Source organism: Demequina sp. NBRC 110054, assembly GCF_002090115.1.
GTDB lineage: Bacteria > Actinomycetota > Actinomycetes > Actinomycetales > Demequinaceae > Demequina.
Genome location: NZ_BBRK01000004.1, coordinates 1,915,275 through 1,928,816, shown reverse-complemented (window position 1 = coordinate 1,928,816; position 13,542 = coordinate 1,915,275). Strand labels below are relative to the sequence as shown.

The window sequence follows — 13,542 nt, the reverse complement described above, 5'->3', positions numbered from 1 at the left end:
CAGGAGCACGCATGGAGTCCGATCTCATCCTCGCGGACCAGCCCTTGGATCACCGCGCCCGCCTCGAGCGGCTCTGGGCGGCGCTCGACGCCGACGGCATGGACCTCCTCTTCCTTCCTGCGGGTGCGAGCGATCTCGAGCACCTCACGGGGCTTCCACGCCGCGCGCCGTCGTTCGGAGAGATCGGATACGCGAACCACTGGATCTCCGGCGCCCTCATCACCCCCGGCGCCGAGCCGCTGTTCGTCCTCACGAAGCACTTTCAGGACTTCGACCTCACTGAGCCCGTAGCTGGCGAGGTGGTGACCGCGCGCGACAGCGACGACGGCGCCGCACTCTTCAAGGACGCGGTCGAGTCGGTGGCGCCCGGCGCGAGGATGGTGGGAGTCAGCGGGCGGGCATGGGCAGAGACGACGCTGGCGCTCGGCGGCCTGCTCCCCTCAGCGAAGGTGGTGGTCGCTGACCCCCTGCTCGAAGGTCTCCGACGCGTCAAGGACGCCCAGGAGATCGCGCTCATGCGGCGCGCCGCCGCGATCTCGGATCGCGCACTGGCCGAGGTCACGACTCTGGTCCAGACGGGCGCCACAGAGGTCGACATCGCGGCGGCCGTCGACCTGTCGATGAGGCTGCAGGGCTCGCCCGGCCCCTCGTTCGACACCGGCGTGTGGGCGATGGGCCCGGGGATCGCGAGGGACGCGTCCGAGCGGGTGTCGACCGCGCCTCTTCCGGAGGGATCCGCGGTGAGCTTCGACTTCGGCGCGATCTTCCGCGGCTACTGCAACGACTTCGGACGCACCCTTCACCTCGGAAACCCGTCCGCCGAGTACGTCGAGGTGCACCGCGTGGTCATGGATGCACAGGAGGCGGCGCGGGAGCGCGCGCGACCCGGCGTCGCCGCGCGCGACGTCCATCTCGCCGCACGGAAGGTGATCGACGACGCGGGCTACGGCGACGGGTTCCGGCATCGCACCGGTCACTGCATCGGACTGGACGTGCACGAGCACCCGTACATCTCCGAGGAGGACACCACCGAGCTCGAGCCGGGCATGCTGTTCACCATCGAGCCCTCGGTGTTCCTGCCAGGACGCGTCGGAGTGCGTGTCGAGGACGTCTTCCTCATGACGGAGGACGGCGCAGAGAGCATCAACCAGACGTCCCACGAGATGGTGTGCCGATGAGCGCGCTCACGCCCCTCGCGCGCACACTCGCGAAGGGTCGCACCTTCGCGACGCTCACGACCCTGCGATCTGATGGATCTCCCACAGCACAGGTCATGTGGATCGACTGCGACGAAGACCACCTCCTCATCAACACGGAGACCCATCGGGCCAAGTACCGGCACATGCGCGCCGACCCTCGCGTGGCGATCGTCCTCGTCGACAGCGCCGACCCGTACCGCTACGTCGAGGTGCGCGGCATCGCGGAGGAGTTCATTCTCGGGGAGCGCGCGCTCGACCATATCGATAGCCTGTCGCACAGGTATTTCGGCCGACCGTACGACCGAGGGATCATCGCCTCCGAGCGCGTCCTGGTCAGAATCGCGCCGACCTCCATCCACCCCGCGGGACGTTAGGACCACGGGATGACACGCAAGGGAACCGGGAGACGTTCGATGGCGACGACGCAGTCAGGAGCGGAGGGCAGGGACGACCGCTCGCTCATGTCGAAGATGACGAGCGAGATCCGCAAGCCGAGCGCTCCCGTGGAGCTCGACGACATGGATCGCCGCCTCCTGGTGCTTCTGTCCGAGGACCCGCGGCTGTCCCAGCGCCAGCTCGCGCGCGCCGTGGGCATGTCCGCGCCCGCCGTCGGCGAACGCGTCAACAGGCTTGAACGTCAGGGAGTGATCCGTGGCTACACCACGGTCCTCGACTGGTCGAAGCTCGGGTTCTCCGGGCTCGTGCATCTGCCGATGACGCTGACGCCTGACGCCGATCTCGGCGCGCTGCTCGCGGACCTGCGATCGCTCCCCGAGCTCGTCGACCTCGTCGTGGTGACCGGCAGCTATGACCTGATCGCGCGATTCCGCATCCGTGACCACGGGCACCTGCAGACGCTTCTGCTCGACCGCATCTGGCCCATCAAGGGGCTTCAGCGGATCGAGACGTTCCTCACCCTCGGAGAGGTCCTGACCGAGCATTCGCTCGCGGACCTCCTCGGCGTCGAGCCCTCAGCCATCGAAGCCGAGGAAGGCTAGCGCAGCGCGTCCCGTGCCGCCGCGACGTCCGCCGGACCGTGAGCGGCGAGCAGCATGCTGTCGACCGTCACGCTCAGCGCGGTGAAGCCCCGCTCGCGGAGGGCCTCCGCAAGGCTCAGCCGCCCCGCGAACGCCCCCGCGACCACGCCGGCAGCCTCGCACGCCGCCACGATGGCGTCGAGGGCGTTGCCCTCGGACCGATCGGCCACCAGCTCGTCAGGCGTGGTGCCGTACGCGAGCGCAAGATCCATGGGGCCGACGAAGACCATGTCGACACCCGGCGTCGTAGCGATGCTCGCCACGTGGGCGACGGCCTCGCGGGTCTCGATCATCACCGTGCACGAGACCTCGGCGTTGGCGCGCCCGGGCGGACGCACCTCGGCACCCCGCAGTGAGGCGTGGGGGCCCCACGAGCGCGTACCGAGCGGCGGGTAGCGGCACGCGGCGGCGACCGCCGACGCGGTCGCGGCATCGTTGACCACGGGCACAACGACTCCTGCGGCTCCCGCATCGAGCACACGATTGATCACGGCCGGGTCCCCGCTCGGGACCCGCACCTGGATGGACACCTCGGGGAACGCCGCGACGAGCAACGGGATCGCGCCATCGAGCGCGGCGGTCTCCCACCGGCCGTGCTGTGCGTCGAGCACGAGCCAGTCGGCACCCGAGGACGCCATCAGCGCTGCGGACTCGACGGAAGCGAACATCGACCAGCTGCCGATCCGCACAGGGAGATTCCTATTCGACTTCACAATCGAATAGTATATTGGCATTTCCACTTGTTACAAGAGAAGCCGTAACACGTCTGTAACTTACAATCAGCAACTCTAGGGTGAATTCATGCCGACCCCCAGCTTCGCCACCACGCTGCTGCCCCACTCGGGCATCCGCGAGATCATGGAACTGGTGCTCCGTTCCTCCGCCGACATCGCACGAATGGAGCTCGGAGAGCCCGACTTCGCGACGCCTGACCACATCGTGGAGGCCGCCGCACGCTCCGCCCGGGCCGGATCGTCCTACGTCGCGACGCCGGGCGTTCCGGAGCTCAGGGAGGCCGCGGCCGGCCGCCTGCAGCGTGCGTACGGCACCTGCCCCGCGGTCGAGCGCGTCCTGATCACCCATGGCGCGGTCCAGGGCCTCGACGCAGTCATGCGCGCCGTCGTGGGCCCCGGCGACGAGGTCCTCGTCCCTGACCCGGGATGGCCGAACTACGCCATGCAGGCGATCATGGCGGGAGCGTCGCCGATCCGCTACGCGCTGCGACCCGAGGCCGGCTTCATGCCGGATCCCGAGCAGGTGCGGAGCCTGATCACGCCCCGCACGCGCGCGCTGGTGGTCAACTCACCGTCCAACCCGACCGGGGCGGTCTTCCCCCGCGAGCTCATCGAGGAGCTGCTGTCGATCGCCGAGACGCACGACCTCACGGTGATCAGCGACGAGGTCTACGACGAGATCGTGTACGACGCGCCTCATGTCCACCTCGCCGCGCTCGCCCCAGAGCGGGTCGCCTCGGTGTTCAGCATGTCGAAGACCTACGCCATGACGGGGTGGCGCGTCGGCTACGCGGTGGTGCCGGCGCACCTTGCGGATCCCGTGACCCGTCTGCTCGAGACCTCGATCTCATGCACGTCGTCCGTCACGCAGGCCGCTGCTCTCGCGGCCCTCACCGGACCCCAGGACGCTGTCGCCGTGATGCGCACGACCTACCGTGAGCGTCGAGACCTCGCGCTGTCGCTGCTCCGTGAGCGCGGTGTCGACGCGGTAGCGCCGCGTGGAACCTTCTACCTGATGATGCCGCTGCCCGACGGCACGCCCGCGCGTGACGCCGCGCTCGAGCTGGTCGCACGAGGCGTCGCCTTCGCGCCCGGCACCGCGTTCGGCGACGAGGCGCCCCACCACCTTCGGGCCTCGCTCGCGGCATCCGACGACACGATCACCATCGGCATCGAGAGATTCCTCGCGTGGCGCGAGGAGCAGATCGCGCGAGCATGACGGTACAGCTCGGGCTCGGCGTACTGACGGGCGAATGGCACCCGGGGCAGCGACACGCTGCCGCCTCGCACGGGGACGAGCTCGCGAGGTCGATCGACCTCGCCCGTGCTGCGGAGACGCACGGCCTGGACAGCGTCTGGGTCAGCGAGCACCACTTCCACGAATCGCGCTACGCGGGATCTCTCGCTGCCTACTGCGGAGCCCTCGTTCAGGCGACCACGCGCATCGGGATCGGCTACGGACTTGCGATCGCCCCGCTCCATCACCCCGTCAGGCTCGCCGAGGACGCGGCCTTCCTGGACGCCCTCTCGGGAGGGCGCTTCACTCTGGGGCTGGGCCTTGGCTACCGCGACGTCGAGTTCCAAGGCATGGGCGTCGCACGTGGGCGACGCGCCGTGCTCACCGAGCAGGCGATCGCCGTCTGCCGCGCCGCATGGTCGGGTCAGAGCGTCGGCACGGACGGCGGGCACATGCTCGTGAGCCCGCGCCCAGACACCGCCGGAGGGCCCCCGATCATGCTCGGGGGCCATCACCCGCGGGCCGTCGACCGCGCCGCACGTCTCGCCGACAGGTACTGCATGGACGCCGGTACGGACTCGCAGACCTTCGAAGCAGGCAGCGGCGTCAACCGCGGGCTCGTCGAGAGGGTCAAGCTCGCCGTCGACGGCTACCGTGCCGCACTGCGACGCCACGGCCACCCGGACGCCGATCCCCCGTTCTCCCTCAACGTGGGGGGCTTTCTCCACGCTGAGGGCCGTGACGCGGCGTGGCAGGCGGTCGCCGAGGGCTACATGCAGACGCGCCGGGTCTACGCGGACTGGTATGGACTCGCCGAACCCGATGGCCCCGAGTGGCATCCGGAGACGATGACCCCCGAGCAGGTGAGATCCCGACAGGGCGAGCTCCTCCTCGGAACGGTCGATGAGGTCCTGCCCACCCTGGCCGAGGTCCGTGACATCGTTGGCGGGCAGCTCCACGTGATGTTCCGCTCGGTGTACCCGTGGGTGGGACACGACGACACGGCACGATCGATCGAGCAGCTCGGCGAGCTTCGCCGGGCGCTGCTGGAGGAGGAAGCATGAGCACGCCGCTGACATTCAGCCTGCGGGTCAACAACGACCTGGACTCCGCGCAGTACCTCGCCCTCGCGAGGGCCGCTGAGGACGCCGGGATCGACCAGCTGTGGGTCTCCAACGACCTGACCTACCGCTTCGCGCCGGCGCTCGTCGGCGCCGCCGCCGCCACGACCTCGCGCCTCAAGCTCGGCATCGGGCTCATGAACCCGTACTCCGTGCACCCTGCAGAGCTGGCGATGCTCGCCGCGACGATGCAGGAGCTCAGCGACGGGCGGTTCCTCCTCGGGCTGGGGGCCGGCTCCGGCAGGTTCCTCGAGTGGATCGGCATCGACCAGACCAAGCCGCTGTCGCGCACACGCGAGGCGCTTCGCGCGATTCGCGCGCTGACGTCCGGCGGATCACCCGGGGCCGTCGAGGGCGCGGGCGTCGGATGGCAGGAGGACGCGCGACTGAGGTTCGCAGCCTCGGACGTCCCGATCTACGTCGGCGCGATGAGCCCCAAGATGCTGGAGTTCGCGGGTGCCGAGGCAGATGGCGTGCTCGCGCTCCTGTTCCCGCCAGAGGAGTTCTCCTCGGCCCGCGCGCGCATCCTCGCGGGCGCGCACCGCGCGGGACGCTCGGCCGCCGACCTCGACATCCCTGCCTGCGTGTGGCTCTCGCTGTCCGACTCGCGCGCAGACGGCGATCGCGCGCTTGCGCTCAAGCTCGCGTACTACGGGAACGCGTTCTCCCCGCACCTGCTCGGGCAGGCCGGCCTGGCCCAATCCGACTTCGACCCTGCTGCGGCGGCGCTCGCGAGAGGCGAGGAGGACGCCGCAGTGTCGGCGATCGACAACCGCATGCTCTCCCTGGGGATATCCGGCGACGTCGACGCCGTGCTCGCCCGATGCCGTTCGCTGATCGCGGCGGGGACATCACACCTGTCCTTCGGGCCACCGATCGGCCCCGACCTGCTCGAGGCCGTCTCGCTGCTCGGCTCCGAGGTGCTCCCCCGCCTGCGAAAGGACCTACCGTGAACCCCGACGACTCGCTCGCCACGCTCGCCGCAGAGATCGCGGAGTGGATGGCACGCCGCACGATGCGGTCGGGAGATGACATCCCGCGCATCCCGCGTCCGCCGCGCTGGCTACCCGACTTCACCGAGGAGGCCGTCGCGGAGACGCTCGCGGAGCGTGAGGCGTTCGCGAGACGACTGGCCTCCCTCGAGGTCGCCGACCACGACGTCGCCGACCAGATCGACGCCCGGCTGATCGGCTCGATCCTCGCGCGCTGCCGCTGGGACCTTGAGATCCTGCGCAGCTGGGAGAACGACGCCGTCTTCGTCTTCGGCCAGGCGCTTGGCCCCTGGTACGACCTCCTCCTGCCGCTGCCGCCGCTCGCTCGCGAGAGGCAGCTCGACCTGCTCCATGTGGCCACCCACATCCCCTCGCAGCTCCAGATCGCGCGCACTCATCTGTCGCGCGCGGGACGCCAGGACACGGCACGCGCGTGCCTGCACGAGATCGAGGGCATCGGCGCGCGCTTCCGGGCATCTGCCGCCGCCGCCGAGGCGCTGCTGGACAGCGATCTCGCACCGGCGCTCAACGAGGTCGCCGACGCCGCAGCGTCGGCTCTCGACGAGTTCGAGGCATGGCTCGGTGAGCTGGCGCCGACCCTCCCTCCCGTCGAGGCCGTGGGACGCGACCGCTTCGTGTGGTTCCTCCGCAACGTCGCGCTGATCGCGAATGACCCCGAGAACCTGTCCAGGTCAGCGATGCAGGACTATCGACGCGCGGTGGTCGCCGAGACCGCAGGCACCCTTCATCACCGCCGTCAGTCGCTGCCGCCGCTCGCGGCGACGATCGAGGACCAGCAGCGCGCCCAGGCGCGCATGGAGGAGGAGATCCGGAGCTTCTCCGTCGCGGAGGAGATCCTCAGCCACCCCGACACGCTGCACCGGTACCTGGTGCAGCCGTTCCCGGACCGTCTTGCTCCGCTTCGATTCCTCGGCGTGCCGGACGACCTCACCGACGAGCACCGCGTCGACGACGACGCGGTCGCATACGCTCCCGAACCGGCTGCGTCGATGCCGTACTTCTACGCCGCGAACGCGCGCGACCCGCGGCTCGGCATCATCCACGAAGGCGCCCACCACAAGCAGCTCGCGTCGACCTGGCGCCATCCGAACCCCCTGCGTCGCCGCTACATCGACTCGGTCGCGAACGAGGGCATCGCGCACTACAACGAGGAGTTCATGCTGTGGGCGGGCCTGTTCGATGACGCGCCTCACTCGCGGGACGTGATCCACAACTTCGCGAGGCTGCGCGCGCTCCGCGTCGTGGTCGACGTGAACCTCGCCACGGGTGTGTTCACGCTCGATGAGGCGATCGAGTTCTTCGTGCGGCTCGTGCCGATGGATCACCAGACCGCGAGCGAGGAGTGCGCGATGTATCTCGCGACGCCGGGGCTGGCGATGTCCTATCACGTGGGCAAGCAGCAGATGCTCGAGCTCGTCACCGACGCGATCGTCGCACAGGGCCAGGACTTCAGGTTCCAGGACGTCCACGACCGGGTCTGGGCCAACGGCAACGCGCCGTTCTCGCTGCAGCGTTGGGAGATCCTGGGCGACCGTTCGACGATCGACCTCGTGGAAGCGAAGGCGGCGGCACTTCCACCACTCGCCTGAGAGTCACTGCCAGGAGGAGGGCCACAGGCGGCCCTCCTCCTGCGCGCCGCGGACACCTCCGTCGGTCCCTCCGGGACGCGACGCGGCCTCTGGCGCGACGCATTCGTGCGCCGACGGGCACCCGGCACTCCCCCGAGCACGTCACCTCTTGTCGATTCGAGATCGCTTATGTAAAGTTGAGCCCGCAAGACTCAACTTAGCAACCACGGACGTCGACACCCCAGGAGGAACATCATGACGAACCCGTCCCAGGCTCCTCAGTCCCAGGAGCAGCAGTCCGCGCTCGAGCAGTTCGGGCAGGACTTCACCGCGCTCGCCGAGGACGGCGCGCTCGACCCCGTCATCGGCCGCGACGAGGAGATCCGCCGCGTGATGCAGGTGCTCACGCGCCGTACCAAGAACAACGCGGTGCTGATCGGAGAGCCCGGCGTCGGCAAGACCGCGATCGTCGAGGGCCTCGCCCAGCGCATCGTCGCCGGCGACGTGCCGTCGTCCCTCAAGGACCGCCGCGTGGTCGAGATCGCCATGAGCTCCGTCGTCGCCGGCGCCGCCTACCGCGGCCAGTTCGAGGAGCGCCTCAAGGCGATCCTCGCCGAGGTCGAGGAGGCCGAGGGCAGGATCATCCTGTTCGTCGACGAGCTGCACACGATCGTCGGCGCGGGCAAGGCCGACGGCTCCGTCGACGCGGGCAACATCCTCAAGCCGATGCTCGCGCGCGGCAAGCTGCGCATGATCGGCGCCACGACCCTGAACGAGTACCGCGAGCACATCGAGACCGACTCCGCGCTCGAGCGCCGCTTCCAGCCCGTGTACGTGGGCGAGCCCGGCCTCGACGACACCGTCGCGATCCTGCGCGGCCTCCAGGAGAAGTACGAGGTCCACCACGGCGTGAAGATCACCGACGAGGCGATCGTGTCCGCGGCACACCTGTCCGACCGCTACATCACCGACCGCTTCCTGCCCGACAAGGCCGTCGATCTGATCGACGAGGCCACGTCGGCGCTCAAGATGCAGCTCGACTCCATGCCGATCGAGCTCGACCGCTCGCGCCGCCGCATCATGCAGCTCGAGATCGAGCGCACGCAGGTCGCCAAGGACAAGTCCGAGCACGCCAAGGCGCGCCGCGAGGAGATCGACGCGGAGATCGGCCGCCTCAAGGCCGAGTCCGAGGAGCTCAACATGCGGTGGGCCCGCGAGAAGGACCTCATCGTCCGCGTCTCGGGCGCGACTGAGCGGCTCGAGTCGCTGCGAGGCGACCTGGAGCGCGCCGAGCGCATGGGCGAGCTCGAGAAGGCCGGGCGGATCCGCTACGGCGAGATCCCGAGCGCCGAGCAGGAGATCGCCGACGCGCGTGCCCAGCTGGACGCGATCCCGTCGGACGAGCGCATGCTGCGCGAGGAGGTCACCGGCGAGGACATCGCGGGAGTCGTGGCCAAGTGGACGGGTGTGCCCGTCGAGAAGCTGCTCACCGAGGAGTCCGCGAAGCTCGGGCACCTCGAGGACCGCCTGCACGAGCGCGTGGTCGGCCAGGACCGGGCCATCACCTCGGTCTCGGACGCGATCCGTCGCGCCCGCGCCGGGCTCGCGGACGCCAACCGGCCGATCGGCTCGTTCCTGTTCCTCGGCCCCACCGGAGTGGGAAAGACCGAGCTCGCACGCGCGCTCGCCGAGCAGCTGTTCGACGACGAGCGGGCGATGATCCGCATCGACATGTCCGAGTACATGGAGTCCCACGCGGTCTCGCGCCTCATCGGCTCTCCCCCGGGCTACGTCGGCTACGACCAGGGCGGCCAGCTGACCGAGGCCGTGCGGCGTCGTCCGTACAGCATCGTCCTGTTCGACGAGGTCGAGAAGGCGCACCCGGACGTCTGGAACGTGCTCCTGCAGGTGCTGGACGACGGACGCCTCACCGACGGCCGCGGCCGCACGGTGAACTTCACGAACACGATCATCGTGATGACCTCGAACCTCGGCTCCGACCTGGTGCTCGCGTGGGACGGCCAGTCCCGCGAGGAGTTGGAAGGCCAGCTCACGGAGGTGCTCAAGCGGTCCTTCCGCCCCGAGTTCCTCAACCGCCTGGACGACGTCGTGGTCTTCGACCGCATCGACCCCGAGGCCATGAAGGGCATCGTCGAGACCGAGCTCGCCAAGGCGATCGCGCGCCTCGCCGAGGCGAAGGAGATCGCGCTCACGGTCGAGCCCGCGCTGCGGGACTCGCTCGCGCGCGACGGCTTCGACCCGCAGTTCGGCGCGCGCCCGCTCAAGCGGCTCATCACGACGCGAGTCCTGAACGAGCTCGCCAAGGAGATCGTGGACGGCCGCCTGCGCGAGGGCGACGCGGTCACGGTCGGCTGGGACGGCGAGCGCCTCGAGGTGACGCACACCGCGCAGGCGGAGTAGTCGCCGTCGTCCAGACACCTTGAACCAATTTCACATCCGACACCCCGGCAGCCGAGGCCGATTACCCGGCCTTGCCGGGGTGTCGGCGTTCAGATTGGTTCAGACTGTCGGGAGGAGTGGGCTCGGGGCACAGGGACGATGCGGCAGGAACTCGCGCGAAAAGCCGCAGCGGACGCGAAAGCCACCCGGGAAAGCGAAAAGCCCCTCCCGAAGGAGGGGCTTGAAGCTGGCCTACAAGGACTCGAACCTCGACTGGCGGTACCAGAAACCGACGTGCTGCCAATTACACCATAGGCCAATGATTCGGGAACCGAACCGGGGATTAACTGTACCGGATGATCGGCGATCGCCCAAACCCGGTGGCCCCGGCCGTGTCGCTGATCACACTTCGGGCGCCGTGCCGCACGCCACTCGACTTGGACGGCCCGGGTCCGACCCGCGCGGGCCATGGTGAGCACTCCCCGCTCGCCCTCGCGACGCACGAGATGAGAAGGCTCTCATGCCGACCTCACCGCCGGCCCACCCCTGACCCTGCACAGTGGCGGTATCGCACCCCGCAGCCACGCTGCCCCGAGCCGAGGAGACCGCGATGAACACCACAGACCTCACCACCCGCCGATGGAGCGCCCGACGAGCACTCGCGATGCTGATCGCGATCGCACTGCTCGGCGCGGCTGCGACCATGCTCACCCCGGCACCCGCCGATGCGAGGACGAAGTACTTCGTCGTCGCGGGCGCCGACGTCTCGTTCGATGTGCACCGAAGCAGCAGCAGCCGCTTCGAGGTCGAGGTCGAGATCGAGCACGCCCACAAGGGCGAGAAGTTCCGCGTCACGCTGTGGCACAACGGCAAGCGCTACTACAGCAACACCCTGAGCGCAGACAGCGACGGCGAGATCAAGATCAAGCGCTACCGCACGAACACGCCGGGCTCCGACAACTTCAAGGTGAAGGTCAGGAAGGTCGGCACCGACATCGCGAAGACCCGCATCATCAGGACCTCCTGAACCGCGCGACGGGCGCGCTCGCGGCTACAGCCCGAGCGCGCCCGGCAGCGCAGCCAGGGTGCCGATCCGCACCAGGCCGTCTCGCGGCTCGCCGTCGCCAGCCAGGCCGTCCACGTCGCGCGAGTGCGCGCCCGGACGCTCGATCCACACGCCGAGCCCCAGGCCCGCGTCCCGCGCGCCGAGGGGGTCCACGTCGAACTCGTCGCCCACGTAGGCGACCTCGGACGGCGCGAAGCCGAGCTTCTCGCACGCGAGGGCGTACACCCGAGGATCGGGCTTGCCGAAGCCGAGCGTGTCGACCCCGACGAGCATCGGCACCCGCGAGAGCCCGCACGCGCCGAGCTTGAGGACCTGATACGCGCTGTCGGCGTTGGACAGCCCGCCATAGGGCACGCCGAGCCGGTCGAGCGCATCGAGCGCGACCGATGCGTCCGGATGAGCGGCCCATCCCTCGCGGAAGTTGCGCTCGAACGCATCGTCCCAGCGCTGATACGCCGCATCGTCCAGGAACGGCCCACCGAACTCGACGTGCAGGTCGTTGGCGCGACGATGCCGCTGCTCGCGATGCGTCATCTCGCCTCGCGTGTGGGCGCGGTACCAGCCGTTGACGTCCTCGCGCCAGAACCGCACGAGCTCCTCGTGGTCGATGCCCTCGTCCAGGTAGTCAACCGCGACGGAGGCGAGGGCATGCCTGAAGGCCCCACGCGTGTCGACGAGCGTGTCGTCGACGTCGAACAGCACGGCCTTGATCTCAGCCACTCCACACTCCTTCTCGACGGCACCCCTGGCCGACCAGACAGCTTGAGCGGGCAGCCCGGGCCCGCCTCCCCCACGCTAGTCGCCACCCTCCTCGCAGCAAACATTTGATAACGATTGTCACTTGCACTATGTTCCTCAACCATGCAGATGAGAATGATTCCCACAATTGCGTCCCTGTCCCTGCTACCCCTGCTCGCCGCGTGCGCGACCTCGGAGGCCGACGGCGCGTCGTCCTCGACGAGCGCATCGAGCGAGGCGTCAGCCTCGGCCGAGGCCGTGGTCGCCGACGGCTCGACCGAGTACGAGGAGGCCCAGCCACGCCTCGTCGTCACGTACGCCGAGGGCGCCGAGGTGCTGTCTCTCGACGGGAGTGAGATCGAGCCGCTCGCCGAGGTCGATATGACCGCGGGCGCCTTCGCGGCGCTCGGCGCCGACGGCCGCTTCGTCTACTTCGTCGACTACACGAACGGTGTCGTCTCGATCCTCGACGCCGGCACCTGGGCCGAGGCCCACGGCGACCACTACCACTACTTCACCGGCGACGTCGAGCTGCTCGAGGACCAGATCCTCGGCGCTGCCCCGACCCACGTCATCGGCCACGACGGCATCGTCGCGGTCTTCCAGGACGGCGACGGACAGGTGACCCTCGTGGACGAGGTCTCGCTCGCCGAGGGCACCCTGTCCACGAGCGTCGTCGAGACCAACGAGCCCCACCACGGCGTCGCGGTCCCCGTCGAGGGCGGCCTGCTCTACACCGAGACCCCCGACGGCGGCCTGCCCGACACCGTCGTCCAGATCGACTCCGACGGCAACGAGGTCGCGCGGTACGACGGCGAGTGCGCGGGCCTGCACGGCGAGGCCGTCGACGGCGACCTCGCTCTGTTCGGCTGCTACACCGAGATCCTCGTGATCGACATGCACGACAACACGTCGTCGACCATCGCGTACCCCGAGCTCATCGAGGACGTCCGCGTCGGCACCTTCTACGAGGGCGACCCCCTGGTCGGGAACTGGACCGGCGAGGAGATCCTGCTCGTCGACGCCGAGGGCGGCACCAGCGAGACGCTCAACGTCGGCGGCACCGTCGGCAAGATCGCCCGCATGGGTGACGACATCATCGTCCTCACGACCGACGGCCTGATCCGCGTGTTCTCCCCCGAGGGCGAGCTCGAGACCGAGGTCCAGGCGATCGAGGCCTACGAGCTGCCCGAGGGCCACTCGACGGCCGGTCCCGCGATCGCCGTCACGGGCGACACCGTGGTGGTCACCGACTACGCGGGCGAGCAGATCGTGCTCGTCGACGCGACCGACGGCGAGGTCGTCGGGACCTACGAGCTCGACGGCCAGCCCACGGGCGTCGTCATCGCGGGCACCGCGGCGGACGACGCCGAGGCGCACGACCACGACCACGACGAGGACTGACCCCTCCCAGCCCGGAAGCACGAGG

The 13,542-nt window shown here is 69.4% G+C and carries 12 protein-coding genes and 1 tRNA gene; 10 read left to right on the top strand and 3 right to left on the bottom strand.

The genetic code is table 11. From position 1 onward, the window contains the following. Window positions 1-11 precede the first annotated feature (11 nt). Genes B7K23_RS08810 through B7K23_RS08800 form a run of 3 tightly spaced genes read left to right on the top strand, consistent with a single transcriptional unit; the run spans window position 12 to window position 2,197 of the window. Window positions 12-1,178 carry a M24 family metallopeptidase gene (locus tag B7K23_RS08810; RefSeq protein ID WP_084125957.1) on the top strand — a complete coding sequence of 389 codons (1,167 nt, stop codon included), beginning with the start codon at window positions 12-14 and terminating at the stop codon, window positions 1,176-1,178. Further along, complete coding sequence (locus B7K23_RS08805) at window positions 1,175-1,573, top strand: PPOX class F420-dependent oxidoreductase (protein WP_084126273.1); 399 nt, start codon at window positions 1,175-1,177, stop codon at window positions 1,571-1,573. The genes B7K23_RS08810 and B7K23_RS08805 overlap by 4 nt, the downstream gene beginning before the upstream one ends. A gap of 39 nt (window positions 1,574-1,612) precedes the next feature. Continuing rightward, the gene (locus tag B7K23_RS08800; RefSeq protein WP_159451367.1) at window positions 1,613-2,197 is read left to right on the top strand and encodes an Lrp/AsnC family transcriptional regulator; all 585 of its coding nucleotides are present in this window, start codon (window positions 1,613-1,615) and stop codon (window positions 2,195-2,197) included. Here B7K23_RS08800 and B7K23_RS08795 read toward each other — a convergent pair. Continuing rightward, entirely contained in the window at window positions 2,194-2,949 is a 756-nt protein-coding gene (locus B7K23_RS08795; protein ID WP_159451366.1) for an aldolase/citrate lyase family protein, read from the bottom strand. The genes B7K23_RS08800 and B7K23_RS08795 overlap by 4 nt on opposite strands. Window positions 2,950-3,037: 88 nt before the next feature. On the opposite strand from B7K23_RS08795, the gene B7K23_RS08790 reads away from it, so the two are divergent. The 5 genes from B7K23_RS08790 (at window position 3,038) to B7K23_RS08770 (ending at window position 10,330) form a co-directional block, all read left to right on the top strand. Beyond that, complete coding sequence (locus B7K23_RS08790; protein ID WP_084125954.1) at window positions 3,038-4,189, top strand: pyridoxal phosphate-dependent aminotransferase; 1,152 nt, start codon at window positions 3,038-3,040, stop codon at window positions 4,187-4,189. Continuing rightward, complete coding sequence (locus B7K23_RS08785; RefSeq protein ID WP_084125953.1) at window positions 4,186-5,271, top strand: LLM class flavin-dependent oxidoreductase; 1,086 nt, start codon at window positions 4,186-4,188, stop codon at window positions 5,269-5,271. The genes B7K23_RS08790 and B7K23_RS08785 overlap by 4 nt, the downstream gene beginning before the upstream one ends. Beyond that, entirely contained in the window at window positions 5,268-6,281 is a 1,014-nt protein-coding gene (locus B7K23_RS08780; protein WP_084125952.1) for an LLM class flavin-dependent oxidoreductase, read from the top strand. Before B7K23_RS08785 ends, B7K23_RS08780 begins: the two co-directional genes overlap by 4 nt. Continuing rightward, a complete protein-coding gene (locus B7K23_RS08775) occupies window positions 6,278-7,930 on the top strand; it encodes a DUF885 family protein (protein ID WP_084125951.1) in 1,653 nt (550 codons plus the stop codon). Before B7K23_RS08780 ends, B7K23_RS08775 begins: the two co-directional genes overlap by 4 nt. A gap of 234 nt (window positions 7,931-8,164) precedes the next feature. Continuing rightward, on the top strand, window positions 8,165-10,330 hold the full coding sequence (locus tag B7K23_RS08770; RefSeq protein ID WP_084125950.1) for an ATP-dependent Clp protease ATP-binding subunit: 2,166 nt from the start codon (window positions 8,165-8,167) through the stop codon (window positions 10,328-10,330). A 226-nt stretch (window positions 10,331-10,556) separates the two neighbouring features. On the opposite strand, the gene B7K23_RS08765 is transcribed toward B7K23_RS08770, so the two are convergent. Beyond that, a tRNA-Gln gene (locus tag B7K23_RS08765) sits at window positions 10,557-10,628 on the bottom strand. Window positions 10,629-10,919: 291 nt separating this feature from the next. Here B7K23_RS08765 and B7K23_RS08760 point away from each other — a divergent pair. Further along, entirely contained in the window at window positions 10,920-11,336 is a 417-nt protein-coding gene (locus B7K23_RS08760) for a hypothetical protein (protein WP_084125949.1), read from the top strand. A gap of 24 nt (window positions 11,337-11,360) precedes the next feature. On the opposite strand, the gene B7K23_RS08755 is transcribed toward B7K23_RS08760, so the two are convergent. Continuing rightward, on the bottom strand, window positions 11,361-12,095 hold the full coding sequence (locus B7K23_RS08755; RefSeq protein WP_084125948.1) for an HAD family hydrolase: 735 nt from the start codon (window positions 12,093-12,095) through the stop codon (window positions 11,361-11,363). Between the two features lie 147 nt (window positions 12,096-12,242). Here B7K23_RS08755 and B7K23_RS08750 point away from each other — a divergent pair, with 147 nt between their 5' ends. Further along, entirely contained in the window at window positions 12,243-13,517 is a 1,275-nt protein-coding gene (locus tag B7K23_RS08750; protein ID WP_234996447.1) for a hypothetical protein, read from the top strand. Window positions 13,518-13,542: the final 25 nt, after the last annotated feature.

Coding starts and splice junctions, on each gene's coding strand:
- B7K23_RS08810 (WP_084125957.1), top strand. CDS start 12: ATGGAGTCCGATCTCATCCTCGCGGACCAGCCCTTGGATCACCGCGCC.
- B7K23_RS08805 (WP_084126273.1), top strand. CDS start 1,175: ATGAGCGCGCTCACGCCCCTCGCGCGCACACTCGCGAAGGGTCGCACC.
- B7K23_RS08800 (WP_159451367.1), top strand. CDS start 1,613: ATGGCGACGACGCAGTCAGGAGCGGAGGGCAGGGACGACCGCTCGCTC.
- B7K23_RS08790 (WP_084125954.1), top strand. CDS start 3,038: ATGCCGACCCCCAGCTTCGCCACCACGCTGCTGCCCCACTCGGGCATC.
- B7K23_RS08785 (WP_084125953.1), top strand. CDS start 4,186: ATGACGGTACAGCTCGGGCTCGGCGTACTGACGGGCGAATGGCACCCG.
- B7K23_RS08780 (WP_084125952.1), top strand. CDS start 5,268: ATGAGCACGCCGCTGACATTCAGCCTGCGGGTCAACAACGACCTGGAC.
- B7K23_RS08770 (WP_084125950.1), top strand. CDS start 8,165: ATGACGAACCCGTCCCAGGCTCCTCAGTCCCAGGAGCAGCAGTCCGCG.
- B7K23_RS08760 (WP_084125949.1), top strand. CDS start 10,920: ATGAACACCACAGACCTCACCACCCGCCGATGGAGCGCCCGACGAGCA.
- B7K23_RS08750 (WP_234996447.1), top strand. CDS start 12,243: ATGAGAATGATTCCCACAATTGCGTCCCTGTCCCTGCTACCCCTGCTC.